This is a genomic window from Wenzhouxiangella sp. XN79A (assembly GCF_012272825.1).
Classification (GTDB): domain Bacteria; phylum Pseudomonadota; class Gammaproteobacteria; order Xanthomonadales; family Wenzhouxiangellaceae.
On record NZ_JAAWWS010000153.1, the window covers coordinates 32,142 to 54,470 of the forward strand.

The 22,329-nt window shown below is 67.3% G+C and carries 22 protein-coding genes; 7 read left to right on the top strand and 15 right to left on the bottom strand.

The features are described from left to right. Positions 1 to 78 precede the first annotated feature (78 nt). Positions 79 to 2,670 (top strand): DNA mismatch repair protein MutS, encoded by a 2,592-nt coding sequence (gene mutS, locus HFP89_RS09995; RefSeq protein WP_168717520.1) that lies wholly within the window; start codon positions 79 to 81, stop codon positions 2,668 to 2,670. Positions 2,671 to 2,996: 326 nt separating this feature from the next. Here the strand turns inward: mutS and queE are convergent, their stop codons facing one another. From queE to ruvB, 9 genes are all read right to left on the bottom strand, one after another. Then, complete coding sequence (gene queE, locus HFP89_RS10000; RefSeq protein ID WP_168717521.1) at positions 2,997 to 3,668, bottom strand: 7-carboxy-7-deazaguanine synthase QueE; 672 nt, start codon at positions 3,666 to 3,668, stop codon at positions 2,997 to 2,999. Between the two features lie 124 nt (positions 3,669 to 3,792). Continuing rightward, on the bottom strand, positions 3,793 to 4,716 hold the full coding sequence (gene ybgF / locus HFP89_RS10005) for a tol-pal system protein YbgF (protein WP_206212314.1): 924 nt from the start codon (positions 4,714 to 4,716) through the stop codon (positions 3,793 to 3,795). A gap of 28 nt (positions 4,717 to 4,744) precedes the next feature. Further along, positions 4,745 to 5,278 (bottom strand): peptidoglycan-associated lipoprotein Pal, encoded by a 534-nt coding sequence (gene pal / locus HFP89_RS10010; protein WP_168717522.1) that lies wholly within the window; start codon positions 5,276 to 5,278, stop codon positions 4,745 to 4,747. A gap of 140 nt (positions 5,279 to 5,418) precedes the next feature. After that, complete coding sequence (tolB, locus tag HFP89_RS10015) at positions 5,419 to 6,738, bottom strand: Tol-Pal system beta propeller repeat protein TolB (RefSeq protein ID WP_346775224.1); 1,320 nt, start codon at positions 6,736 to 6,738, stop codon at positions 5,419 to 5,421. Further along, complete coding sequence (locus HFP89_RS10020) at positions 6,704 to 7,636, bottom strand: cell envelope integrity protein TolA (protein ID WP_168717523.1); 933 nt, start codon at positions 7,634 to 7,636, stop codon at positions 6,704 to 6,706. The genes tolB and HFP89_RS10020 overlap by 35 nt, the downstream gene beginning before the upstream one ends. Next, entirely contained in the window at positions 7,633 to 8,061 is a 429-nt protein-coding gene (locus HFP89_RS10025) for an ExbD/TolR family protein (RefSeq protein ID WP_168717524.1), read from the bottom strand. Before HFP89_RS10025 ends, HFP89_RS10020 begins: the two co-directional genes overlap by 4 nt. Before the next feature lies 1 nt (position 8,062). After that, complete coding sequence (gene tolQ / locus HFP89_RS10030; RefSeq protein ID WP_168717525.1) at positions 8,063 to 8,749, bottom strand: protein TolQ; 687 nt, start codon at positions 8,747 to 8,749, stop codon at positions 8,063 to 8,065. Between the two features lie 146 nt (positions 8,750 to 8,895). After that, positions 8,896 to 9,354 (bottom strand): tol-pal system-associated acyl-CoA thioesterase, encoded by a 459-nt coding sequence (gene ybgC / locus HFP89_RS10035; RefSeq protein WP_168717526.1) that lies wholly within the window; start codon positions 9,352 to 9,354, stop codon positions 8,896 to 8,898. Next, complete coding sequence (gene ruvB, locus HFP89_RS10040; RefSeq protein WP_168717527.1) at positions 9,351 to 10,421, bottom strand: Holliday junction branch migration DNA helicase RuvB; 1,071 nt, start codon at positions 10,419 to 10,421, stop codon at positions 9,351 to 9,353. The genes ybgC and ruvB overlap by 4 nt, the downstream gene beginning before the upstream one ends. A gap of 216 nt (positions 10,422 to 10,637) precedes the next feature. Between ruvB and HFP89_RS10045 the strand changes: the two genes are divergently transcribed. Continuing rightward, positions 10,638 to 11,780: a hypothetical protein gene (locus HFP89_RS10045; protein WP_168717528.1), complete on the top strand. Its 1,143-nt coding sequence runs from the start codon at positions 10,638 to 10,640 to the stop codon at positions 11,778 to 11,780. Here HFP89_RS10045 and ruvA read toward each other — a convergent pair. The 3 genes from ruvA to HFP89_RS10060 are packed head-to-tail and all read right to left on the bottom strand — an operon-like array spanning position 11,743 to position 13,590. Next, positions 11,743 to 12,336 carry a Holliday junction branch migration protein RuvA gene (gene ruvA / locus HFP89_RS10050; protein WP_168717529.1) on the bottom strand — a complete coding sequence of 198 codons (594 nt, stop codon included), beginning with the start codon at positions 12,334 to 12,336 and terminating at the stop codon, positions 11,743 to 11,745. The two genes, HFP89_RS10045 and ruvA, sit on opposite strands and share 38 nt — an antisense overlap. Positions 12,337 to 12,361: 25 nt before the next feature. Further along, the gene (gene ruvC, locus HFP89_RS10055) at positions 12,362 to 12,850 is read right to left on the bottom strand and encodes a crossover junction endodeoxyribonuclease RuvC (RefSeq protein WP_168717530.1); all 489 of its coding nucleotides are present in this window, start codon (positions 12,848 to 12,850) and stop codon (positions 12,362 to 12,364) included. After that, positions 12,850 to 13,590 (bottom strand): YebC/PmpR family DNA-binding transcriptional regulator, encoded by a 741-nt coding sequence (locus HFP89_RS10060; RefSeq protein WP_168717531.1) that lies wholly within the window; start codon positions 13,588 to 13,590, stop codon positions 12,850 to 12,852. The genes ruvC and HFP89_RS10060 overlap by 1 nt, the downstream gene beginning before the upstream one ends. Positions 13,591 to 13,722: 132 nt before the next feature. Between HFP89_RS10060 and HFP89_RS10065 the strand changes: the two genes are divergently transcribed. Then, entirely contained in the window at positions 13,723 to 14,772 is a 1,050-nt protein-coding gene (locus HFP89_RS10065) for a hypothetical protein (RefSeq protein ID WP_168717532.1), read from the top strand. A gap of 156 nt (positions 14,773 to 14,928) precedes the next feature. Continuing rightward, on the top strand, positions 14,929 to 17,094 hold the full coding sequence (locus HFP89_RS10070; RefSeq protein WP_168717533.1) for a bifunctional TVP38/TMEM64 family protein/FAD-dependent oxidoreductase: 2,166 nt from the start codon (positions 14,929 to 14,931) through the stop codon (positions 17,092 to 17,094). A gap of 13 nt (positions 17,095 to 17,107) precedes the next feature. Here HFP89_RS10070 and HFP89_RS10075 read toward each other — a convergent pair whose 3' ends face one another. Continuing rightward, on the bottom strand, positions 17,108 to 17,689 hold the full coding sequence (locus HFP89_RS10075; protein ID WP_168717534.1) for a lipocalin family protein: 582 nt from the start codon (positions 17,687 to 17,689) through the stop codon (positions 17,108 to 17,110). A gap of 329 nt (positions 17,690 to 18,018) precedes the next feature. Here HFP89_RS10075 and HFP89_RS16325 point away from each other — a divergent pair, with 329 nt between their 5' ends. The 3 genes from HFP89_RS16325 to HFP89_RS10090 are packed head-to-tail and all read left to right on the top strand — an operon-like array spanning position 18,019 to position 19,966. Then, positions 18,019 to 18,477, top strand: coding sequence for a hypothetical protein (locus HFP89_RS16325; RefSeq protein ID WP_168717535.1), 459 nt, complete (start codon positions 18,019 to 18,021; stop codon positions 18,475 to 18,477). Beyond that, positions 18,474 to 19,148 carry a DUF2064 domain-containing protein gene (locus HFP89_RS16170; protein WP_168717536.1) on the top strand — a complete coding sequence of 225 codons (675 nt, stop codon included), beginning with the start codon at positions 18,474 to 18,476 and terminating at the stop codon, positions 19,146 to 19,148. The genes HFP89_RS16325 and HFP89_RS16170 overlap by 4 nt, the downstream gene beginning before the upstream one ends. Next, positions 19,145 to 19,966 carry a sterol desaturase family protein gene (locus HFP89_RS10090; RefSeq protein ID WP_168717537.1) on the top strand — a complete coding sequence of 274 codons (822 nt, stop codon included), beginning with the start codon at positions 19,145 to 19,147 and terminating at the stop codon, positions 19,964 to 19,966. The genes HFP89_RS16170 and HFP89_RS10090 overlap by 4 nt, the downstream gene beginning before the upstream one ends. A gap of 254 nt (positions 19,967 to 20,220) precedes the next feature. Here the strand turns inward: HFP89_RS10090 and HFP89_RS10095 are convergent, their stop codons facing one another. Beyond that, the gene (locus HFP89_RS10095; protein WP_168717538.1) at positions 20,221 to 21,213 is read right to left on the bottom strand and encodes a hypothetical protein; all 993 of its coding nucleotides are present in this window, start codon (positions 21,211 to 21,213) and stop codon (positions 20,221 to 20,223) included. Positions 21,214 to 21,554: 341 nt separating this feature from the next. Then, positions 21,555 to 22,328, bottom strand: a complete 774-nt coding sequence (locus HFP89_RS10100; protein WP_168717539.1) for an NAD kinase — start codon at positions 22,326 to 22,328, stop codon at positions 21,555 to 21,557. Between the last annotated feature and the right edge of the window lies 1 nt (position 22,329).

Sequence of the window (22,329 nt, forward strand, 5' to 3'; positions counted from 1 at the left end):
GCCCTGCCCGTGTCGATGCTGCACGGTCCCGCCGTCTCCGACCCGATCACGCCAACCGCCTCCGATTCCGACGCCGCCATGCCCGAACGCGACCGCTCCGCCCACACCCCGCTGATGGCCCAGTACCTGCGGATCAAGGCCGAGCATCCCGACATCCTGCTGTTCTTCCGGATGGGCGACTTCTACGAACTGTTCTACGACGATGCGAGGCGCTCGGCCGAGTTGCTCGACATCACCCTGACCACGCGCGGCCAGTCGGCCGGCCAGCCGATTCCGATGGCCGGCGTGCCGGTGCACGCAGTGGAGTCGTATCTGGCCCGGTTGCTGCGCAAGGGCGAGTCGGTGGCGATCTGCGAACAGGTCGGCGACCCGGACACCGCCAAGGGACCGGTCGAACGCAAGGTGGTCCGCATCGTCACGCCGGGCACGCTGACCGACGAATCGCTGCTCGAGGCCCGCGACAGCCGCTTGCTGTGTGCCGTGTGCGGCGCTGGCGGCGGCTACGGGCTGGCCTGGATGGACCTGGCCGGCGGACGGGTCGGTTGCGCCCGTGCCGAGGGCGGCGAAGCGCTGAACGCCGAGCTGGAGCGACTAAGGCCGGCCGAACTGCTGATGCCGGAAACCGGCCTGGGCGGCGTGAGCGTGGGGCTGGAGACCTGCACCACCCGCCGACCGGACTGGACCTTCGACATCGAGGCCGGCGCCCGGACCCTGACCCGCCAGTTCGGCGTCCGCGACCTGTCGGGCTTCGGCGTCGACGAGGCCGGTCCGGAAATCGGTGCGGCGGGCGCGCTGATCGACTACGCCAGGACCATGCTGGCCGGCGAGCTGCCGCCGCTGGTCGGCCTGAAGCGCGAGGTCGCCGACGAACACCTCCAGATGGACGCAGCGACCCGCCGCCACCTGGAGATCGACCGCCACCCCGACGGCCGCGCCGAGCACACGCTGGTCGGCCTGCTGGACCGGGCCGGAACCCCGATGGGCAGCCGCAAGCTCCGGCGCTGGATCACCCATCCGCTGCGCAATCGCGAGGTGCTGGCGCGTCGCCACCAGGCCGTCGCCGCGCTGCTCGACGCCCAGCGCCACCCGCGCCTGGCCGAAACGCTGGCCGGGCTCGGCGATCTCGAGCGCATCCTCACCCGGATCGGGCTGGGCAGCGCCCGGCCCCGCGACCTGACCACGCTGCGCGGCGGACTGGAGCGCCTGCCGACGATCGCCGGCCAACTGGCCGATCTCGACGACCCGCTGCTGGCCGAGCTGGTCGAGGCCCTGCCCGAGCGCGCCGACCTCGTCGACCTGTTGTCCCGCGCGCTGGTCGACGAGCCGCCGGTGCTGATCCGCGATGGCGGCGTCGTCCGCGACGGCTTCGACGCCGAACTCGACGAACTCAGGAGCCTCAGCGGCAATGCCGACGATTTCCTGCAGCGATACGAGCAGCGCGAGCGCGAGCGGACCGGCATCGGCACGCTGAAGGTCGGCTACAACCGCGTGCACGGCTTCTTCATCGAGGTCTCGAAAGCCCACGGCGACAAGGTCCCGACCGAGTACACCCGGCGCCAGACCCTCAAGAACGCCGAGCGCTACGTGACCGAAGAGCTCAAGCGCCACGAAGACAAGGTGCTGTCGGCTCGCGAGCGCGCACTGTCGCGCGAGAAGGCGCTGTACGAGCAGCTGGTCCGCGACCTGGCCGAAGAGCATGCCGCGCTGTCCGGCATCGCCGACGCGCTGGCCCGGCTGGACGTGCTGGTCACCTACGCCGAGCGTGCCGAGGCGCTCGACTGGTCGCGGCCGACGCTCGACGATGCGCCCGGTCTCGAGATCGAGCAGGGCCGCCACCCGGTCGTCGAGCCGTTCCAGGATCAGCCGTTCGTGCCCAACGACTGCCGGCTGGATCCGGAACGCCGGATGCTGGTGATCACCGGCCCGAACATGGGCGGCAAGTCGACCTACATGCGGCAGGTCGCGCTGATCGTCCTGCTGGCCCACGCCGGAAGCTTCGTACCGGCCCGGGCGATGCGCTGTGGGCCGATCGACCGGATCTTCTCGCGGATCGGCGCCGGCGACGACCTGACCCGCGGCCGCTCGACGTTCATGGTGGAAATGGTCGAGACCGCCAACATCCTGAACAACGCGACCGCACAGTCGCTGGTCCTGATGGACGAGATCGGCCGCGGCACCTCGACCTTCGACGGGCTGGCGCTGGCCTGGGCGGTGGCCACCGAACTGGCCATGCAACTCCAGGCCTACACCCTGTTCGCCACCCACTACTTCGAACTGACCCAGCTGTCGGCCGACCACGACGGCATCGTCAACGTGCATCTCGATGCGAAGGAACACGCCGAGCGTGTGATCTTCCTGCACGCCGTCCGCGAGGGGCCGGCCAGCCAGAGCTACGGCCTGCAGGTCGCGCGGCTGGCCGGTGTGCCGGCCCCGGTCGTGAAGCGTGCCCGCCGCCACCTCGACCAGCTGGAGAAGAAGGCCCGCGCCGCCGATTCCCCGCAGCTCGGTCTGTTCGACGCGCCCAGCGCCGCCGAACCGGAACCTGGCCCGCCCCCGGCCCATCCCGTGATCGATGCCCTGGCCGAGCTGGATCCCGACGCGCTGTCGCCGCGCGAAGCGCTGGAAACGCTGTATGCGTTGAAGGAGGCGCTGGAGAGCGGAGAGAATTGAGGGAGGGAGCTCTCAGTTCTCAGTTCTCAGTTCTCAGTTCTCAGTTCTCAGTTCTCAGTTCTCAGTTCTCAGTTCTCAGTTCTCAGTTCTCAGTTCTCAGTTCTCAGTTCTCAGTTCTCAGTTCTCAGTTCTCAGTCGTCAGTTGCCGGTTGTCAGTGAAAGCGGACAGCTTCAAGGTTCGGGTTCGCGACGCTTCTCTCCTGACGCACGCGCCAGCGGATCACTGAAAACTGAAAACTGCGTACTGAAAACGTCCCGCTCACTCGGGCACGCCCGGAACCGCGAACAGCGCCACGTCACCCGGACCGCCACGTCGCCCCGACGGCCTACACCCCCGGCCGATCGCCCCATAGGATCTTGTGCAGTTGGACCTGCAGCCGCGCGTTCAGCCCGCTGTCCAGCAGCCATTCGGCCAGCTGGGCCGGCGACAGGGTTTCCCAGACCGGGGAGAACCAGACGGTCCATCGTTCGAGGCCGTGTGCGCGGACCAGCGCGGCGGCTTCATCGAAGTCCTTGCGGTCGGCGACGACGAATTTGATCTGGTCGTGCGGCTGGAGATGTTCGAGGTTGTCGAAGTCGTTGCGCGCGGCCTCGCCGGAGGCCGCGAGCTTGAGGTCGAGCACCTTGACCACGCGCGGATCGACGTCGGCCACCGGCAGCGCCCCGCTGGTTTCCAGCGATACCCGGTACCCGGCCTCGCACAGGCGTTCCAGCAACGGCAGGCAGGTGCGCTGGGCCAGTGGCTCTCCGCCGGTCACGCAGACGTGCCGCGCGCCGTGGTCCCTCACCTGATCGAGGACCGCGTCGATGGTCATCCATTGTCCGCCATGGAAGGCGTAGGCGGTATCGCACCAGCTGCAGCGAAGCGGACAGCCGGTCAGGCGAACGAAGGTGGTCGGCCAGCCGGCCGAATCGGACTCACCCTGGACCGAATGGAAGATCTCGGTGATCTTGAGCTCGGTGGCCGAGCGATGGGTGGAGTCTGCGGGCGAGGACATGAGAGCGGGGCTCAGGGGCGGGGGACGAGGGGAAAGGGACGACTGATCGACGTCGGACGGCGCGTTCGACGAGGTTTCGACGTCGCCACTCGTCCCGGGTCCCTTGCCCCTGGTCCCTAGCGAATCACAACCTACCTTCCAGCCGCATGGTGCGCAGGCGGTTTTCGGCCAGGCGCGAGTAGTTGGTGCCGGGGAACTGCTCGGCGACCTGCTGCAGAGCCGCGCGGGCCTCGATCCAGTGCTCCAGTTCGTAGTGACTGAAGCCGATCTTCAGCAGTGCGTCGGGCTCCTTGCCGCTGCCCGGGTAGCGCTCGAGCAGATCGTTGAACTGGCCCAACGCCGTTTCGAAGTCGCGGGTCACGTAGTAGACCTCACCGAGCCAGTACAGCGCATTCGGTGCCAGGCTGGACTGCGGATGATCCTGCAGGAAGCGGTCGAAGCCTTCCGCGGCGTCGGCATAGCGGGTTTCACGCAGCGCGAGGAAGGCCTGGTCATAGGCCTGGGTTTCGGCTTCGGTCGGCTGCTGGAGCTCGCGCGCATCGGTCCGGGTCGGCGTCGCCAGGGTCGCGATCTCCGCTTCGGCATCCAGCGGCTCACGGACTTCAGGCAGGTCCGAGGGCGGCGGCACGCGGCCGATCGCCTCGGCGCCTGGCTCGACCACCGGGCCGTCGGCATCGATGCCGGTCGGCTGCCGGCCCGGGTCGCTGGCCGGACCGTTGACCGGATCGTTGACCGGATCGGCCGACGCCCGTGAACTGGACAATGCACCGGCAGCCCCTTCCAGTCCGCCGATGCGGCGATCGAGATCGAGGTACTGATCGCGCTGTCGGCGCTTGAGGTTCTCGATCTCCTGCGCCTGCGCTTCGACCAGCCCGCGCAGCTCACGCACTTCCTCGCGCATCTGCTGCAGTTCGAGCACGAACCGCGCCGTCATGTCGTCGGCACCATCCTGCTCGACCTGTGCCGGCGCCACGACGGGCGCCAGCAACAGGGTCGAGGCCAGCAGTGCCAGCGGCCAGCGAATCTGCGAGCGGGCGGCGGGCGGCATTGGGGTCATCGTGGAGGACATGCTGCCGTCAGCGCGCGGTGTAGACGATCTCCACCCGGCGGTTCCGCTCCCAGCACGCTTCGCTGGTCTGGCGGCAGACCGGGCGTTCTTCGCCGTAACTGACCACTTCCACCTGGTTGCCGGACACGCCTTCGGCGCGCATCAGGTCGAGCACGGAATTGCCGCGACGCTCACCGAGGCCCAGGTTGTACTCGCGCGAACCGCGCTCGTCGGCGTGGCCTTCGAGCAGCACCCGGCCGCTCGGGTTGGCCTTCAGGTACTCGGCGTGCGCGCGGATGATCGGCAGGTACTGCGGCTGGACGTTCGAGCGATCGAACTCGAAGTAGATCTCGCGCTGGCTCAGCAGGCTGTCCGGGTTGTCGAGATTGCGCGAGTCGGCGAAGTCGGCCGGGTCGACGCGATCGACTTCGACCGGCTCGGTGGTGGTCGGGCCCGGATCGGTCGGTTCGGCTTCCGGCGGCGTCTCGCGCGTCGGCTGCGCACAGGCGGCCAGCAGCAGGCTCAGCACAACGAGGCTCAAAATGCGGACTGCAGTGTTCATGCTTCCTCCAGGGGATACGGATCGTAGGGTCGGGGTCGGCTCGAGCTCGACGACGATGTTCGGTTCGGGTTCGTTCGGGTTCGTTCGTGCTCGAGTGATGATTATTGTCGTTTTCGCGTGACCGATCCGGCGGCACGCGGTCAGCGAATGCGCGGCGACCAGGCCGGCTCGCGAACGTCGCCGTCGGTCAGCACCAGTCGCTGCCGGAACCGGCCGTCCACCGAGACCGCGGCCAGTACGCCCCGCTCGCCTTCGCGCGTGGCGTAGAGCACCATGCTGCCGTTCGGCGCAAAGCTCGGCGACTCGTCCATGCGACCCGGAGATAATACACGCAAACGCTCGGATTCGCGATCCAGCACGGCGATCCGGAAGTCCCGCCCATCGCCGTGCACCATCGCCAGCATTCCGGTCTCCGGATCGACCGATACGCGAGAGTTGTAGCGTCCTTCCGTGGTCACCCGCTCGATGTTGCGCCCGTCGCGCCGAACCCGGTAGATCTGCGGCTGGCCGGCGCGGTCGGAGGTGAAGTACAGGTGCCGGCCGTCGAGCGACCAGGCCGGCTCGGTGTTGATCGAATAATGCTGGGTCAACTGCTCCATGCGGCCGGTCTCCAGGTCCTTGACCCAGATTTCAGGACTGCCGCTGCGCGAAAGGCTCATCGCCAGGGAGCGACCGTCGGGCGAGAACGCCGGTGCGCCGTTGATGCCGCGCTCCGACGACACCGTCTCGCGCTGGCCGGTGAAGATGTCCTGCACGATCACGTGCGAGGTGCCGGTGGCGAAGGACACATAGGCCAGCCGGCGACCTTCCGGCCCCCAGTTCGGCGACAGGATGGGCTGGCTGTGGCGGACGATGGTCTGCGGGTTGTAGCCGTCGGAGTCGGCAACGATCAGCTCGAACTGCTCGGCGTCGGTGCCGGCGCCGGTGACCTGGACATAGGCGATCCGGCTGGCGAACGCGCCGGGCACGCCGATCAGCTCCTCGTAGATCGCATCGGCGATCTGGTGGGCCCGCAGGCGATGCTCGCCGGGCCCGCTCGGAATCGCGCGCGAGAACAGCGTGCGGCCCGACGGCACGGCCACCAGGTGATACTCGATCTCCTCGCGGAGGCCGTCCGGCCCGGCCACCAGCCGGCCCATCGCCACGTAATCGACCTCGAGCAGGTTCCAGGTGTTCGGCCGCACTTCGGCCGGTCGGGTCGGCCGATCGATCATGTCGGCCACGTCCATCGGTTCGAACAGGCCGGAGCGCCGCAGGTCCGCGGCAATGACTTCGTGGATCGGGGTTTCCGGCGGCAGCACCCCGGGACCCTCGGCGAACGGCACGACCGCGATCGCCAGCGCACCTTCGACGCCGTCGACGATCTCGATCTGGAGCTGGGCCCGGGCCGGCACCGCGGCGAGAAGCGCCAGCGCCAGCACGACGCTAGCCGTCGTAGCGAAAAACGAATTCGATTTCACGTTGGAAGACCTCCTCGTAGCCTCGATAGGCCAGGTTTTCGGTGCGCTCGACGGCCGAAAGAATCGAGCGGCGAGTCAGTTCATCGGCGTTGCAGGGCGAAACGATCGACTGGTCGATGATCTCGCCGCCGGGAATCTGTAGAACACGGACCGCGCAGCGCAACCCCGGTTCCGTGGTCGGCGGCCGGCGCCAGTTGCGGGTGACCTGTTCCTGGATGGTGGCGATGTATTCCTCGAACAGCGTCGCGCGCCGCTCCGCGGCCTGCGCCTGTTCGCGCGCCAGCCGAAGGCGTTCGGCCTCGGCCTCGGCGGCGCGCCGGCGCTCGTCCTCGACGCGCCGTTCGGCCAGTTCGGCCAGCCGCCGTTCTTCTTCTTCGCGCCGCTGCTGCGCTTCCTCGCGCTGGCGCCGGAGATCCTCGAGCTCGCGCAGTCGTTCGGCCTCGGCTTCGCGGCGCTGGCGCTCCAGCGCTTCGGCCTGCTCGCGCTGACGCCGGGCCTCCTCGGCCTCGCGCTCGCGGGCCAGCTGGGCCTGGCGCTGCTGTTCGAGCAGGCGCTGGCGCTCGGCCTCGGCCTCGCTGCGTTCGCGCTGCTGCCGCTGACGCTCTTCGAGCTCGCGCTGACGTCGGGCCTCCTCGGCCTGGCGCTGTTCCAGCAGCTGCCGGGCCTGCTCGGCCTGTTGCTCGGCGCGCCGCTCGTCGGCGCGTTGCTCGACGAACGGTGCGGCGTCGACCAGCGTGAACGACGGCGTCGGCCGGACCGGCTCGGGCGCCTTCCAGCCCAGACTGCCCAGCCACAGCAGGCCGACCGCAGCGACGTGGACGAGCATGGCAAGGCCCAGCGCACGAAGCGACTCGCGCGCCGGCGACGGCCCGGATTGGGGAATGCGGCGCGTGTTCACTGCTCGGGCGGATCACCCATGAACCCGATCGACGCCACCCCGGCCTGCTGCAGCGTGACCATGGTTCCGTAGATGTGCCGGTAGTCGGTCTGCTGGTCGCCGCCGACCAGCACCTGGACGTCCGGGTTGCGCCCGACGATGATCCCGACCCGCTCGGCCAGGGTCTGCGGATCGACCAGTTCCGGGGCATCGCCGGTGTTCAGGTACAGGTTGCCGTCGCGGTCGACGGTGACCATCAGCGGCTCGTCGATGTCGCCCATCGACTCGGCGTTGCCCTGCGGAAGCTCGACCTCGACACCGAGATTCAGCAGCGGCGCGGTGACCATGAAGATGATCAGCAGCACCAGCATCACGTCGATGTACGGCACGACGTTGATCTCGGCCATCGGGCGCTTGCGCCGGCGGAGCGGAGAATCGGCCTCCATCTCAGCCCTCCTGCAGGCGGCGCGCCTGGCGGTGCAGGATGCCGGCGAACTCTTCCTTGAAGTTGTCCATGCGGACTTCCAGCCGGTAGACCTGGTTGGAGAAGCGGTTGTAGGCGATGACCGCCGGAATCGCGGCCACGAGGCCCATGGCCGTGGCGATCAGCGCCTCGGCGATCCCCGGCGCGACCATCGCGATCGTCGCCTGCTGCACGCCGGCCAGGGCGAAGAACGCGTGCATGATGCCCCAGACCGTGCCGAACAGGCCGACGTAGGGGCTGGTCGAGCCGACCGTGGCCAGGAAGTCCAGCCGGTGCTCCATCCGGTCGACCTCGCGGGTCAGCGCCACGCGCATGGCGCGCTGGGCCCCTTCGGCCAGCGTGTCCGGCGAGACGCGCTTTTCCTCGCGCAGCCGCGTGAACTCGCGGAAGCCGGCCTCGAAGATCGTCTCCAGGCCCTCGTTGACCTTCTTCTCGCTGGCAATGCGGTCGTAGAGCTGGCCGAGATCGGCGCCGGACCAGAACTTGTCCTCGAACTCCTTCGAGCGCTTGTCGACCCGCCTGAGCATCGTGCGCTTGGCGAAGATGATCATCCAGGACACCACGGAGGCGGCCAGCAGCAGGGCCATGACCAGCTGGACCACCAGCGTGGCTTCCAGGATCAGGCTCCAGACGTTCATGTCGGTACTCATTCGGTCTTCCCGTTGTTTTTGGAGGGGCGAGGGACGAGGGGTGAGGGACGAGTGTTGTTCATTCGGGCTTCAGGGTGCGTTAATTTCTCGAGGGACGAGGGGTGAGGGGAAAGGGACGAGTGAAAAATCGAACAGAACACTCGCCCCTAGTCCCTGGCCCCTTTCCCCTCCTGCATCATCGTCTCGACCGCCTCGAGAATCCGGGTCCGCACCTCGTGCGGCGTCCGAGCCGGCACAAAGCGTTCCGCATCGAGACAGGCCGCCTGCACGGTGGCGGTCAGCAACAGTTCACCGTCGCGCTCGATCCGTTGTTCGAACTCCATCTTCAGCCGGCCGATCGCTAGGACGCCAACGGTGACCGAGAGTTCATCTTCCAGCCGCGCCGGCCGGCGGAAATCCAGCTGCATCTTCGTGATCGCGAAGAGCACGCCGTGTTCCTTGCGCAGCGGTACCTGGTGGACGCCGATCGACGCCAGCCAGTCCGAGCGCGCGCGCTCGAGGAACTGCAGGTAGCGGGCGTGGTAGACCACGCCGCCGGCATCCGTGTCTTCCCAGTAGACGCGGTAGCGGAAGACTCCGTTACATGCATCGGGCGCGGCCGTCATTTCTCGTCGCCGCGCTGGAACAGGTCGCCGACCGGCGCGCCCTGCCCCGACGGCGGCTTCAGGCCCAGGTGGCGCCAGGTCCGGTCCGTGGCCATGCGGCCGCGTGCGGTGCGGACCAGGAAGCCCTGCTGGATCAGGTAGGGCTCGATCACGTCCTCGATCGTGCCGCGTTCTTCCGACAGGGCCGCGGCCAGCGATTCCACGCCGACCGGCCCGCCGTTGAAATGCTCGACCAGGATCTGCAGCAGGCGGCGGTCGAGCTGGTCGAAGCCCTCGGCGTCGACCTGCATCATCTCCAGCGCATCGCCGGCTTCCTGGCCGCCGATCCGGCCCTCGGCGCGCACCTCGGCGAAGTCGCGCACGCGGCGCAGCAGGCGGTTGGCGATCCGCGGGGTTCCGCGCGAGCGCCGCGCGATCTCGGCGGCGCCCTTCGCGTCACACTCGATGCCGAGAATGCCGGCCGAGCGCGAAACAATTTTCGCCAGGTCGTCGACGTCATAGAACTCCAGCCGCTCGACGATGCCGAAGCGGTCGCGCAGCGGCGAAGTCAGCAGGCCGGCCCGGGTGGTCGCGCCGACCAGCGTGAAGCGCGGCAGGTCGAGCTGGATCGATCGGGCCGCCGGCCCCTCGCCGATGATGATATCGATCCGGTAGTCCTCCATCGCCGGATACAGCACCTCTTCGACCACCGGCGACAGGCGGTGGATCTCGTCGACGAACAGCACGTCGCCGGGCTCGAGGTTGGTCAGCATCGCCGCCAGGTCGCCGGCCTTCTCCAGCACCGGGCCCGAGGTCTGGCGCAGCTGGGTGCCCATCTCGGCGGCGATCACATTGGCCAGCGTCGTCTTGCCGAGCCCGGGCGGGCCGAAGATCAGCACGTGATCGAGCGCCTCGGCGCGGTTGCGGGCCGACTCCAGGTAGATGCCGAGTCGGTCCTTCATCGCCCGTTGACCAATGTACTCGGCAAGCCGGGTCGGCCGCAGGCTGGCCTCGACGCGGGCCTCGTCGCCCTCGGCGCTGGCGCCGATCAGGCGCGCGTGGTCATCGGCGGAAGGAAGGTCATTCATCGGGATTCGGCACCGGAACGCGCCGGTCCTGACGGGGCAATTCGAGAATGGTAGCCCATCCGGAGCAAGCCGACAGCGCATGCGACGGATTGCGCCCTTCCCACGCGTCCGCTACGCTGATCGAGGCGGATTGGCACGGGACGGGGAGTTTTCATGATTCGATCATCGATGGGGAAATGCCCGGCTTCGCCCGTCGGCGGGGTCGCGGCCGCACTGATGGCCATCGTGCTGCTGGCGTCAGCAACGATTGCGCACGGCACGGCATTGATCTGGCAGGAGCGGCCGCTGCCGACGCCCGATGTCCAGTTCCTGCAGGTCGCCAGCTCCGGCACGATGTTGCTGGCACGCGGTTTCGACATCGACGAACCGTTCGGCCCGGGCCTGTTGTTCATCAGCGACAATGGCCTCGACTGGACGCCGATCGACCCGGGCCTGGCCGGTCGAAGCGTCGACGCCATCGGCTTCGCGCTCGATCACTTCGTCGTGATCACGGAAGACGGCGAGTTGCTGCTCGGTAACGACGACGCCGCCAGCTGGTCCACGCGACCCGCCGCCGTCGACCCGTCCGCGAGTATCCGCGGGGTGGTCGAACACGAGCGTCGAGTCTGGATGCTGGCGACGTGGCGGTTCGGCCCAGCTGCTGCGGAGCTGGTCTCGAGCGCGGATTTCATCGATTGGACGACGGAATACTCCTCCGAAGCCATTGGCGTTCTCTTCGACCCGATCCTCGGCAATCTGACCGCCGGTGACGGCGCGTTGGCCTTGACGAAGATGTCGCCCCCACCGGCGGTGACGACCGGCGCGGCTCTTGCGCTGTCCTCGGACGGCCCGGACTGGCTGAGCTTCAGCAGCAACAATCCCCCCGCAGGGCCGCCCGTGAGCCCCGGCGGCCTGGCGTGGAACGGCAGCGCGTTCGTTGGGCTTGCAGCCCCTCCCCTCGACGGCTCCCCGACGCCGCTGCAGATCGTTCAACGAACGCCGGACGGCAACAGCGATGTTTTCGAGTACCCGGATCGGGTCGGGAAATTTCGAACGCTGCACGGAGGTCCGGACGGTCTCGTTGTCCAGCAACTGGATGACGATGCCCATCGCTTGTGGACGAGCCGGGACGGAACCGACTGGTTCGAGGAGTCGGTCGTTCCCAGCGGCACGTTTCGCGGCTTCGCTCGTTGGAAGGGCGGCTGGGTCGGGGTCGGCACCACGACGATCCGCGGCGTGCCGCGGCAGGCCCTCCCGATCCCGACCCTGCCGCTGGGCGGGCTGACGGTGCTGGCGATCGTTCTGGCGCTGGCCGGCAGCGTCGCGGTCGCGCGGCGCCGCCCTACTTCGCCATCCGGTTCTTCAACGCCTGGCGGATGATCGCCTCGGCGCTTTCGGCGCCATCGACGCCCTTGACCATCTTCAGCGCTTCGGCCGGTGAGTAGCCCAGCGCCACGAGACCGGCTCTCGCTTCCGCGCTGGCGTCCGGCGCCGAAGCTTCGCCGCCGCCCAGCCCGGTCGCCTCGAGCCCCAGGTCGTCGAGCCGCGACTTCATTTCCAGGATCAACCGCTCGGCGGTCTTCCTGCCGATGCCGGGAAGGCGCGTCAGGGCCTTGCTGTCGCCCGATTCGACCATCAGGGCGAAATCATTCGCCGAGACGCTCGAAAGGATGGCCAGCGCCAGCTTCGGCCCGACCCCGGAAATCTTCAACAAGGTCCGGAACAGCTGACGATCGGAGGCACGGGCGAAGCCGAACAGCAGGTGCGCGTCTTCGCGGATCACCGTGTGGATCACCAGGGTGACGTCCTTGCCGGCCGCGGGCAGGCCGTCGAACACGGTCATCGGGCACTCCACCTCGTAGCCGACGCCGTGGCAGTCGATCACCACGAAGGGGGGCTGGCGCTCGATCAGGGTTCCGGACAGTCGGGCGATCATTGCTTGCTCCTCGTTGCTGCAGCCTTCATCGCAGGCGGACGCCGGCCGGCAGCCGCGACGCGGTCTGCGCCGTGTGCAGGTGGCACAGTGCGACGGCCAGCGCGTCGGCCGCGTCGGCGCCGAAGGGGGCCTTGGTCTTCAGCAGCATCCGCACCATGTGCTGCACCTGTTCCTTGTCGGCGCCGCCCCGCCCGACCAGGGCCTGTTTGATCAGGCGCGGTGCGTACTCGTGGACGTCCAGGCCGCACTGCACGGCCGCGCAGATCGCCGCGCCGCGGGCCTGGCCCAGCTTGATTGCGGCCTGCGGGTTGCGGCTCATGAAGGCGGTTTCGATCGCGACGATTTCGGGCCGGTGGGTTTCGACGGCCTCGCGAACGCCGTCGAAGATGGCCGAAAGCCGGCCCGGCATGTCGCCATCGCCCAGCTTCAGGTCGAAGGCCGCGACCAGCGTGTGGCCGTCGACCACGCCGATGCCCGTGACCCGCGACCCCGGATCGATGCCGAGGACGCGCATCAGTCCTCGTAGGCTTCGGCGGGAATCTCGGCGTTGTGCCAGACGTTCTGCGTGTCGTCGAGGTCCTCGAGCATGTCGAGAAAGGTCACCAGCTTCCTGCCGCCTTCGGCATCCTGCGGCACGCTGGTCGAGGCGCGCATGGTGACCTCGGACTCGTCCGGCTCCAGGCCGGCGGCCTGGATCGCGCCGAGCACTTCGGCGAACTGCTCCGGTGTGGTCAGCACCTCGACGCTGCCGTCATCGGCCGTCTCGATGTCCTCGGCGCCGGCCTCGAGCGCGGCTTCCATGATGCGGTCCTCGTCGGCGCCGGGGCCGAAGCTGATCACGCCCTTGTTCTCGAACAGGTAGGCCACCGAGCCGTCGGTGCCGAGGTTGCCGCCGTGCTTGCTGAACGCATGGCGGACCGCCGCGACCGTTCGGTTGCGGTTGTCGGTGACGGTGTCGACCATCACGGCCACGCCGCCGGGCGCGTAGCCCTCGTAGCGAATCTCTTCGTACGCAACGCCTTCGAGGTCGCCGGTGGCCTTCTTGATCGCGCGTTCGATGTTGTCCTTCGGCACGTTGGCCGCGTTGGCCTTGTCCCAGGCCAGCCGCAGCCGCGGATTGCTGTCCGGATCACCGCCGCCTTCGCGCGCGGCAACGGTGATTTCGCGCACCAGGCGCGTGAAGATCTTGCCCCGCTTGGCGTCCTGCGCCTTCTTGCGGTGCTGGATGTTGGCCCACTTGGAATGCCCTGCCATGGGTCTGGAAATCCCGCGATTGAACAGGGTGAAAAGTCTATCATGCAGCGCCCGCGCGGCCCGGTTCAGCTTCGAGTCATCCTCGAGCGCTAGAATGGCGTTGTAGTCAGAATCGAACCCGGAGCCATGACCATGACGAACCGCCTTCGCCGCCTTGTCGCGACCACTGCCCTGCTCGCCGCTGTCGCCCCCGGCCTCGCCGCCGCCCAGGCCGGCGAACTGAACCTGCTGACCGACCTCGGCACGCCGTTCCCGCCGGGCTGCCTGTCGATCGACCTGCCCGAGCAGCCGTCGGATCCCGACAGTCTGCTGGTCGACAACGACATCGACGTGCCGGCCGCCCTCAGCAACAGCAACGATGCCACCGTGAACGTCAAGGTCTGGCGGGTGGCCTGCGCCGACGAAGGGTACTCCGTGGTGCTGGTCCGGTTGGAGCAGCTCGCCGGCAACCCCGTCGTCATTCCGCAGGTCTACGCCGAGGCCGGCGACGTCGATCGTCCGTTCCACGAGGCCCAGCTGCTGACCATTCCGGCCGCCGGCAACGTCGGCGCGACCGGCGGTATCGTGACCAACGCCGGCACCACGTTCATGCTGGCCGTGGAGCCGACCTCGATCGACGGCCAGACCACCTTCCTGCCCGAGGACTACAACGAGCAGTTCACCGTCGAGTTCACCTGGGAGGCCTTCTCCGGCGCCCAGACGGTCAACTTCCCGGTCCTGCTCGACCGGTTCGAGCCCAGTCTGGATCCGCCGCAGTTCGCCGACACCGTGCTGAACGGCCGCTACAGCGGCCAGTGGGTCCTGCCGGGCACGCCGAAGACCGGGCTGGTGCTGCAGATCGCCGAAAATGGCGACGAGAACTTCGTCTTCGCGATCTTCTTCACCTATCGCGACGGCGAGCCGTTCTGGATCGTCGGCAACACCTCCTCCGGCCTGACCCAGCCCGGCCCGGTGACGATCGACATGCTGGAGTCGTTCAATGGTGAATTCATCAGCCGACCCAACCAGCCCGCCGACGGCGATGTGCCCTTCAGCGACGCCGGACAGATCACGATCCGGGCGAAGGACTGCAACACGCTGGACGTCGACTACGACTTCTCGCCGCTGGGCGAAGGGACCGGCAGCTTCGACCTGGAGCGCTTGATCCGGATCGCCGGCTACGACTGCAACCCCTGGGAATGATGGACGTATCCACCGCCTGACCCGATCGCGGCCCGGCCCTCGCCGGGCCGCGATCGTTCCGGATCTCGAAGGCCGTGAACCGGCCGCGCGCGAAACGGGCGAAAGAAACCCGGCAGCGACCCGGTATCCTCTCCCGACCCCTCGCCGAGCCCGCCGATGAACCGCACCCTACCCCGCCTGCTCCTGCTGACTGCGCTGGCCGCCCTGATCGGCGTGTTCTTCTGGCTCGACCTCGGTCAGTACTTCAGCCTCGACGAGCTCCGCGCCCGGCGCGACCAGCTGCTGGCCTACATCGACCGGAATTTCCTCCTGGCGCTGGTCATCTACGTCGGCGCGTACATCCTGATGGCGGCCCTGTCCCTGCCGGGTGCGGCCATCCTGACCCTGGCCGGCGGTGCCCTGTTCGGACTGCTGGCCGGAACGGTTGCCGTATCGCTTGCATCGACGATCGGCGCGACACTGGTCTTCCTGGCCGCACGCTTCCTGTTCCACGACGCGGTGCAGAATCGCTTCGGCAAGCGGCTGAAGCGGATCAACGAAGGCGTCGAACGCGACGGCGCGTTCTACCTGCTGGCCCTGCGACTGGTACCGATCTTTCCGTTCTGGGTCATCAACCTGGTCATGGCGCTGACGCCGATCCGGACCTGGACCTATGCCTGGGTCAGCCTGGTCGGCATGTTTCCGGCCACGGTGGTCTACGTGAACGCCGGCACCCAGCTGGCCCGGGTCGACACGGTCGGCGACGTGCTGTCACCTGGCCTGATCGGGGCCTTCGTGCTGCTCGGCCTGCTGCCGCTGATCACCCGCTGGATCCTGCGGTTGCTGAACAACCGCAAGGTCTATGCCGGCCACGACAAACCGACATCGTTCGACTACAACCTGATCGTGATCGGCGCCGGCTCGGCCGGGCTGGTCTCCTCGCTGATCGGCTCGACGGTCAAGGCAAAGGTCGCTCTGGTCGAGAAACACCGGATGGGCGGCGACTGCCTGAACACCGGCTGCGTGCCGTCCAAGGCCCTGCTGCGCACCGCGCGGCTGGTCCAGGAGGCCCGTGACAGCCGCGACTACGGCATCCGCAGCATGACCGCCGAGTTCGACTGGCAGGAGGTCATGCAGCGCGTGCACTCGGTGATCGAGACCATCGAACCGCACGACTCGCCGGAGCGCTACCGGGGTCTCGGCGTCGACGTGATGCTGGCCGAGGGCCGGCTGATTTCGCCGTGGGCGGTCGAAGTCACCGACGAGGAAGGAACGCGCACCATCACCGCGCGCAGCATCGTGCTGGCCACCGGGGCCGAGCCGCTGGTGCCGCCGATCGACGGGCTGGACCAGGTGCCGAGCTGCACCTCCGACACCCTCTGGGACCTGGACACCCAACCCGAACGCCTGCTGGTGCTCGGCGGCGGACCGATCGGCTGCGAGCTGGGCCAGGCCTTTGCCCGCCTCGGCTCGAAGGTCACGATCGTCGAGATGGGCGAGCGGCTGCTGCAGAAGGAAGACGTCGAGGCGTCGCGCGCGCTGACCGCACGCCTCGAGGCCGAGGGCGTCACCGTGGCCACCGGTCATCGCGCCGTGCGCTTCGAGCGCGCCGAGGTCGGCGGCGTGGCCGTCTGCCAGCGGACCGGTGACGGAAGCGGTGACGAGGTCCGCTTCGAGTTCGACCGGGTGCTGGTCGCGCTGGGCCGCCGGGCGCGGACGAAGGGCTTCGGCCTGGAAGAGCTGGGCATCGAGATCGCCGACGGCGGCACGATCGCCACCGACGACTTCCTGCGCACGACCTTCCCGAACGTCTACGTCTGCGGCGACGCCGCCGGCCCGTACCAGTTCACCCACGTCGCCTCGCACCAGGCCTGGTTCGCCAGCGTCAACGGCCTGCTGGCGCCGTTCTGGTCGTTCCGCGCCGATTACCGGGTGATCCCCTGGGCCACCTTCACCGACCCGGAAGTCGCACGCGTCGGGCTGAACGAACAGGACGCCGCCGAGCAGGACGTCGACGTCGAGGTCACGACCTACGGCATCGATGACCTGGATCGGGCGATCGCCGATTCGGCCGCGCACGGCTTCGTCAAGGTGCTGACCGAGCCGGGCAAGGACCGGATCCTCGGCGCGACCATCGTCGGGCCGCACGCCAGCGAACTGATCGCGGAGTTCGTGCTGGCGATGAAGCACGGGCTGGGCCTGAACAAGATCCTGTCGACCATCCACATCTACCCGACGCTCAACGAGGCCAACAAGTTCGCCGCCGGCGAGTGGAAGAAGGCGCGCAAGCCGGAGACGCTGCTGAAGCTCGCCGAGCGCTTCTTCGCCTGGCGACGGCGCTGAGCCCGGTCGGCCGTCAGTCGTCGGGCGACTGGAAGCCCGGCTGGCCGACCTGCCCGGGAAACTGCGGCACCTTGAGGAATTCGGTCGTGTCGTAGCCGTTGGTCTCGAACACCGTCATCAGCCGCTGGTACTCGGCCTCGCCGATCCGCGGCTCGCGCGCCATCACCCAGCCGTAGTTCCGGCTCGGATGACCGACGGCGACGTGGCGGTAGTCGTCATCGACATCGAGAATCACGTAATCGAAGGTCAGCGGCCAGAAGAAGCGCACCTTCCAGCGTGCGTTGCTCTGCTTGTCCACCACCCAGGCCACGCCCTCCATCGACTCTTCGGCGGCGCCGAAGTCGTCGCGGTAGAAATACAGATCGTCCATCCGGCCATCGTCGCGCGGGCGATACACGGCCCGCGAAGCCACCTTGCCGCGTTCGGCGAAATACGGGATGTTGGCGATCACGTACCAGGTGCCGAGGTAGCGATCGAGGTCGACCGAGGCTTCGGCGACCAGCGGCGGCTGATCGCCGCCTCGCGGCACCAGCAGCACGAACGCGCCGACGATCACGAGCACCCCGACGGGAATCCAGCGTTTCTTTCCTTTCATGCCACCAGCATAGCGCCTGCCCTGGTGCACCCGGTGGCGGAATCGATTCGGCTATCCTCGCGCTCACGCCCGGCGAACGGAGCCCGACCATCCAACGCACGATTCCGCCCAACGAGACCGCCCGCATCGGGCCACCGATCAGCGTCGTCATTCCGTGCGGTCCGGGCGAGACGGCCTGGCGCGGACTGCTGGCGGCGCTCGATGACGCGCCGTTCGAGCACGAACGCCTCCTGGCCGGCTGCGAACCTGCGCCTGTCGACCTTCCGGAGGCCCCAGGACTCCGCTGGATCGAGGCGCCCGCGAATCGCGCGGCGCAGCTCAACGCCGGCGTGGCCGCAGCGAGCCACGACCAGCTCTGGCTGCTCCACGCCGACAGCCGACCGTCGCCGGCGGTCCTGCGCGCGGCTGGCGAGCCCGTCGGCCCGGACCGGTTGGCCTGGTTTCCGCTTTGCTTCGAACCGGCGCGCCCACCGGCCGTTCGCCTCAATGCCCTCGGCGCAAACCTGCGCTCGCGCTGGCTGGGCCTGCCGTTCGGCGACCAGGGCTTCCGGCTGGATCGCGACACCTTCGAGCGCCTCGGCGGCTTCGATCCCGGCGTGCGCCCCGGCGAAGACCTGGACTTCGTCGTCCGCGCCCGTGCCGCCGGCGTCCGCCTTGCGCGCCGTCGCCCGCCCCTGGCGACCTCGCCCAGACGCTATGCCGACGCCGGCTGGTGGCCGACCACCGTGCGCTACGTCGGCCTGACCTGGACGCTGTGGCGAGACAGCCGGCGAAGACTCGCGTCGTGACTTCGTGGACCCGGCCCGTGGTCGCGATCTTCGTCAAGACGCCCGGCCGATCGTCGATCAAGACCCGCCTGGCCCGCGATCTCGGCCGCGAACGGGCCGAGTCGCTGTATCTCGATGCCGTGGACTGCGTGCGCGAATCGGTCGACCGGTCCCGACTCCCGCGCGCCTGGGCCGTGGCCGAATCCGGGGCCGCCGATCGTGCACCGTGGGCAGACGCACCGTGCCAGGCGCAGCCGGCCGGCGACCTGGGCACGCGCATGGCCGGCGTGTTCATCGCGCTGCGCGCCCGCGCGCCGGCCGTGCTGTTGATCGGTGGCGACCTGCCCCAGCTCGATCCGGCCCTGCTGGGTCGCGCCGCCGACTGGCTCACCGTTCCCGATCGCCACGTCATGGGTCCCGCAGCCGACGGCGGCTTCTGGCTGTACGGCAGCTCGGCCCATAACCCGACCAGCGGCTGGCCCGGCCTGCCCTACAGCCGACCGGACACTGCCGCGCAGTTCCGCGCAACCATCGGCGGATCGGCCGAGGCCTGGCTGAAGCTGCCGACCCGGACCGATCTGGACGAATCGACCGACCTGGCTGCCGTCTGTCGGGAACTGACCGCGCTGGACGCGCCGACCGCCGCACAGCAACGATTTCGTGACCGCCTGCAGGGCATCATCGACGGATGACCGATGTGCTTGCCAACGATGGACCGATCCGGCTGATCGCCTTCCTGGCGGTCGGTGGCCTGCTGCTGGTGCTGCAGTGGCGCTTCGCGCTGCGCGGAGACGGGCGCTTGTCCCGGCGCCAGGGCGTCAACCTGGCCATGGGCGTCATCGATACGCTGGTGCTGCGCTTCGGCTTCCCGGTGCTGGCCGTGGCCTGGGCCGTCGACGTCGCCGGCCGGGACGCCGGCCTGCTCGGCCGGCTGGACCTGCATCCGCTCCTCGGCTTCGTACTGGCCGTGCTCGTGCTGGACCTGGTGATCTACTGGCAGCACCGGCTGATGCACCGCATTCCGCTGCTCTGGCGCATGCACCGCGTCCACCACGCCGACCGTGGCTTCGACGTGACCACCGCCGTGCGCTTCCACCCGCTGGAAATCGCCCTGTCGATGGGCCTGAAGCTGGTCGTGATCCGCCTGCTCGGCCCCGACCCGCTGGCCGTGCTGACCTTCGAGCTGATGCTCAGCCTCGGATCGCTGTGGACCCACACCGACATCGCCCTGCCGAAACCCATCGACCGCGCCGCCCGCTGGCTGTTGGTCACCCCGAGCATGCACCGCATCCATCACTCGACATGGCAGCCGGAAACCGACAGCAACTACGGCTTCCACCTGTCGATCTGGGACCGCGTCTTCCGCAGCTACCGCAGCGAACCGAAGCAGCCGGAGACCGACATGCCGATCGGGCTTGACGAGTACATGGACGATCGGCACCAGAGATTGCTCGCACTGCTGTCAAACCCGTTCCGATTCGCCACTGATCGCAAGACGACTCCAAAATAAGCGCTGACGGGCTTTCATCTGATTGCAGAATACGTTTCTGGAACCTTCTCGCCTTCCAGGCCCAAGGATGACTGTCGGAGTATCCGGCAGGCAGCAAGAACTTTGTTCCGCATCTCTGGCGCTCTGAAAAATCCAGCATTATGGCGGAACCCAGAATCACTGTCGTATCGAACCCAACGATAGTTGAATCTTGCAAGACTGGGGCATAGAGTTGCCCCAGTCGAATAACAGTCAGCGCTCAGTAGCGCCCGCAGCTAATAACCATCTTCGTCATCATCATCGTCATCTCCGGGGCCTCCTGGAAGGGGTGGAAGGCTCGGGCTGCCGACGCCACCACCTCCACCACCACTGGTGCAACAAGTACAACGAGGTTGCATAATCGGGCCGCACTCGCAACAAGCGTACATATGCGAAAAACACGACGCGACACAAGAAGCACCAGCTGAATTCGTACAAGCGCATGACTCAGTGCCTGGCCCACCATTTCGACAGCTATTACAAAAACCAAACAGCTTTTCCGAGCCCGACTCCTTGTCGCAGTTTTCGCCTGACTGGCCCACCTTCACATCAGAAGAAGACGAGGGCCTTTTTCCAAAAAGAGCGTTTAACGAACCTTGAATCAGATTGCGGATGCCCTTCAGAGGCGGACGCTCATCTTCCAGCCACTCTTGACGGTGATGGGCAAAAACCACCTGCTGCAGGTCTGCTTCCGCGAAGTTGACACCAGCTCCGATTGACGCATCTGCGATCAAATCCATAGCGTTCACTCGCCGAGATCTTTCGTCCAGAAGAAAATACGGAGATTTTCCTGCCGACCCGTAATCAATGAACAACATTCCCAAGAGAGGGTCTGCAATGACTTTGGCATCATCCATCACAGCACTGGAGCCTAGCTCCAGCTCAGACTCCGACGCAACCATAGAAATCCACTTGACCCGGCAGCCCTCCAAGCGTCCGGAAACTCTGCCCTGATGAATCAGGTCGGAGAGCAACTGCACATTCAAAGAATCACAAAATCGGGTCGATTCCAAACCAAGAATGACGGCCACATCCACGCTTTCTGTTTCGGAAAAAAAACTCCGATCAACAACTACGACCCTCTCTGCGTGAGATCGATCATAGGCAGAATCGAACAGCCCCTGCACCAACTCACTTGAATCCGTCCAGGTCGATTCTTGAGCCAAGGAATCGCCATTGGTCCACCCGATAAAACTGACAACACATAAAGCAAACAAAACCACTCTCATTACAGGTTCCTCCATTGCAAGTTCGCCAACCGCGCTATTGGTTATGCGCAACCAAAAGGCTAGTCCAAAAAAATAACCGCGGTCAAGATCTCCAAGAACGCGAATGGGTAGGAAATCGGATTTTTCTTCTGTAGGAAATTTCCTACAACACAGACAGGAAAGTGATGATCAGGCTATTTTTGGCCATCCAGCCATAGCCGGCATCGAATTTCTGGCAGCAGCCCACTTGAGCATCGACTTACAAAAGGCAGCAAAACGAAAAGGCTGACCCAACAAGAATGCGCTGGCGGAGACAGCGACGAGCGCGTCGCCGCAGTAGCGCAGCACCCCAAGGGCGCGGCCTACAAAAACTGCTCGGCCAGGATCCGTTCGTCCAGCGAATGCTCCGGGTCGAACAACAGCACGTGCTCGGCGTCGTCGGCCTGTTCGACCTCCACCTTCACGACGTCGCGGACCTCGTCGTAATCGGCCGTTGCGCTGACCGGGCGGCGTTCCGGGTTCAGGACCTCGAACTCGATCGTCGCCGCCGACGGCAGAACGGCGCCGCGCCAGCGCCGGGGACGGAACGGGCTGATCGGGGTCAGGACGACGGCGTCCGTGCCCAGCGGCAGGATAGGACCGTGGGCCGAGAGGTTGTAGGCGGTGGAGCCGGCGGCGGTGGCGACCAGCGCGCCGTCGGCGATCAGGCGCGCGACACGCTGGCGGCCGTTGACGTGGATGACCAGGTGCGCGGCCTGGCTGGACTGGCGCAGCAGCGCGACCTCGTTGATCGCCAGCCCCGTGTGGACCGCGCCGTCGAGCGTGGTCACGCGCATCCGCAGCGGCTTCAGCGTGAACGACGCGGCCTTGCGGATGCGCTCGACCAGGTCGTCTTCGCTGAATCGGTTCATCAGGAAGCCGACCTCGCCGAAGTGCAGGCCGAACACCGGCACCTTGCGGTCGCTGTTCTCGTGCAGCGTGTGCAGCATGAAGCCGTCGCCGCCGAGCACGACCAGCACGTCGGCTTCCTCGCGCGGGCAGGTGCCGTAGCGATCGACCAGGCGCTGGGCCGCATCGCGCGCGGCCGGTCGCTCGCTGTTCAGGAACGCGATGCGAAGGGGCCGGTCGGAGGGCATT

What these genes read in the sequence shown, in the direction of transcription:
- mutS (WP_168717520.1), top strand. Translation starts at nt 79, where the DNA reads ATGCCCGAACGCGACCGCTCCGCCCACACCCCGCTGATGGCCCAGTAC.
- queE (WP_168717521.1), bottom strand. Translation starts at nt 3,668, where the DNA reads ATGTCCTCGCCCGCAGACTCCACCCATCGCTCGGCCACCGAGCTCAAG.
- ybgF (WP_206212314.1), bottom strand. Translation starts at nt 4,716, where the DNA reads ATGCCGCCCGCCGCCCGCTCGCAGATTCGCTGGCCGCTGGCACTGCTG.
- pal (WP_168717522.1), bottom strand. Translation starts at nt 5,278, where the DNA reads ATGAACACTGCAGTCCGCATTTTGAGCCTCGTTGTGCTGAGCCTGCTG.
- HFP89_RS10025 (WP_168717524.1), bottom strand. Translation starts at nt 8,061, where the DNA reads ATGGAGGCCGATTCTCCGCTCCGCCGGCGCAAGCGCCCGATGGCCGAG.
- tolQ (WP_168717525.1), bottom strand. Translation starts at nt 8,749, where the DNA reads ATGAGTACCGACATGAACGTCTGGAGCCTGATCCTGGAAGCCACGCTG.
- ybgC (WP_168717526.1), bottom strand. Translation starts at nt 9,354, where the DNA reads ATGACGGCCGCGCCCGATGCATGTAACGGAGTCTTCCGCTACCGCGTC.
- ruvB (WP_168717527.1), bottom strand. Translation starts at nt 10,421, where the DNA reads ATGAATGACCTTCCTTCCGCCGATGACCACGCGCGCCTGATCGGCGCC.
- HFP89_RS10045 (WP_168717528.1), top strand. Translation starts at nt 10,638, where the DNA reads ATGGCCATCGTGCTGCTGGCGTCAGCAACGATTGCGCACGGCACGGCA.
- ruvA (WP_168717529.1), bottom strand. Translation starts at nt 12,336, where the DNA reads ATGATCGCCCGACTGTCCGGAACCCTGATCGAGCGCCAGCCCCCCTTC.
- ruvC (WP_168717530.1), bottom strand. Translation starts at nt 12,850, where the DNA reads ATGCGCGTCCTCGGCATCGATCCGGGGTCGCGGGTCACGGGCATCGGC.
- HFP89_RS10060 (WP_168717531.1), bottom strand. Translation starts at nt 13,590, where the DNA reads ATGGCAGGGCATTCCAAGTGGGCCAACATCCAGCACCGCAAGAAGGCG.
- HFP89_RS10065 (WP_168717532.1), top strand. Translation starts at nt 13,723, where the DNA reads ATGACGAACCGCCTTCGCCGCCTTGTCGCGACCACTGCCCTGCTCGCC.
- HFP89_RS10070 (WP_168717533.1), top strand. Translation starts at nt 14,929, where the DNA reads ATGAACCGCACCCTACCCCGCCTGCTCCTGCTGACTGCGCTGGCCGCC.
- HFP89_RS10075 (WP_168717534.1), bottom strand. Translation starts at nt 17,689, where the DNA reads ATGAAAGGAAAGAAACGCTGGATTCCCGTCGGGGTGCTCGTGATCGTC.
- HFP89_RS10090 (WP_168717537.1), top strand. Translation starts at nt 19,145, where the DNA reads ATGACCGATGTGCTTGCCAACGATGGACCGATCCGGCTGATCGCCTTC.
- HFP89_RS10095 (WP_168717538.1), bottom strand. Translation starts at nt 21,213, where the DNA reads ATGAGAGTGGTTTTGTTTGCTTTATGTGTTGTCAGTTTTATCGGGTGG.
- HFP89_RS10100 (WP_168717539.1), bottom strand. Translation starts at nt 22,328, where the DNA reads ATGCCCTCCGACCGGCCCCTTCGCATCGCGTTCCTGAACAGCGAGCGA.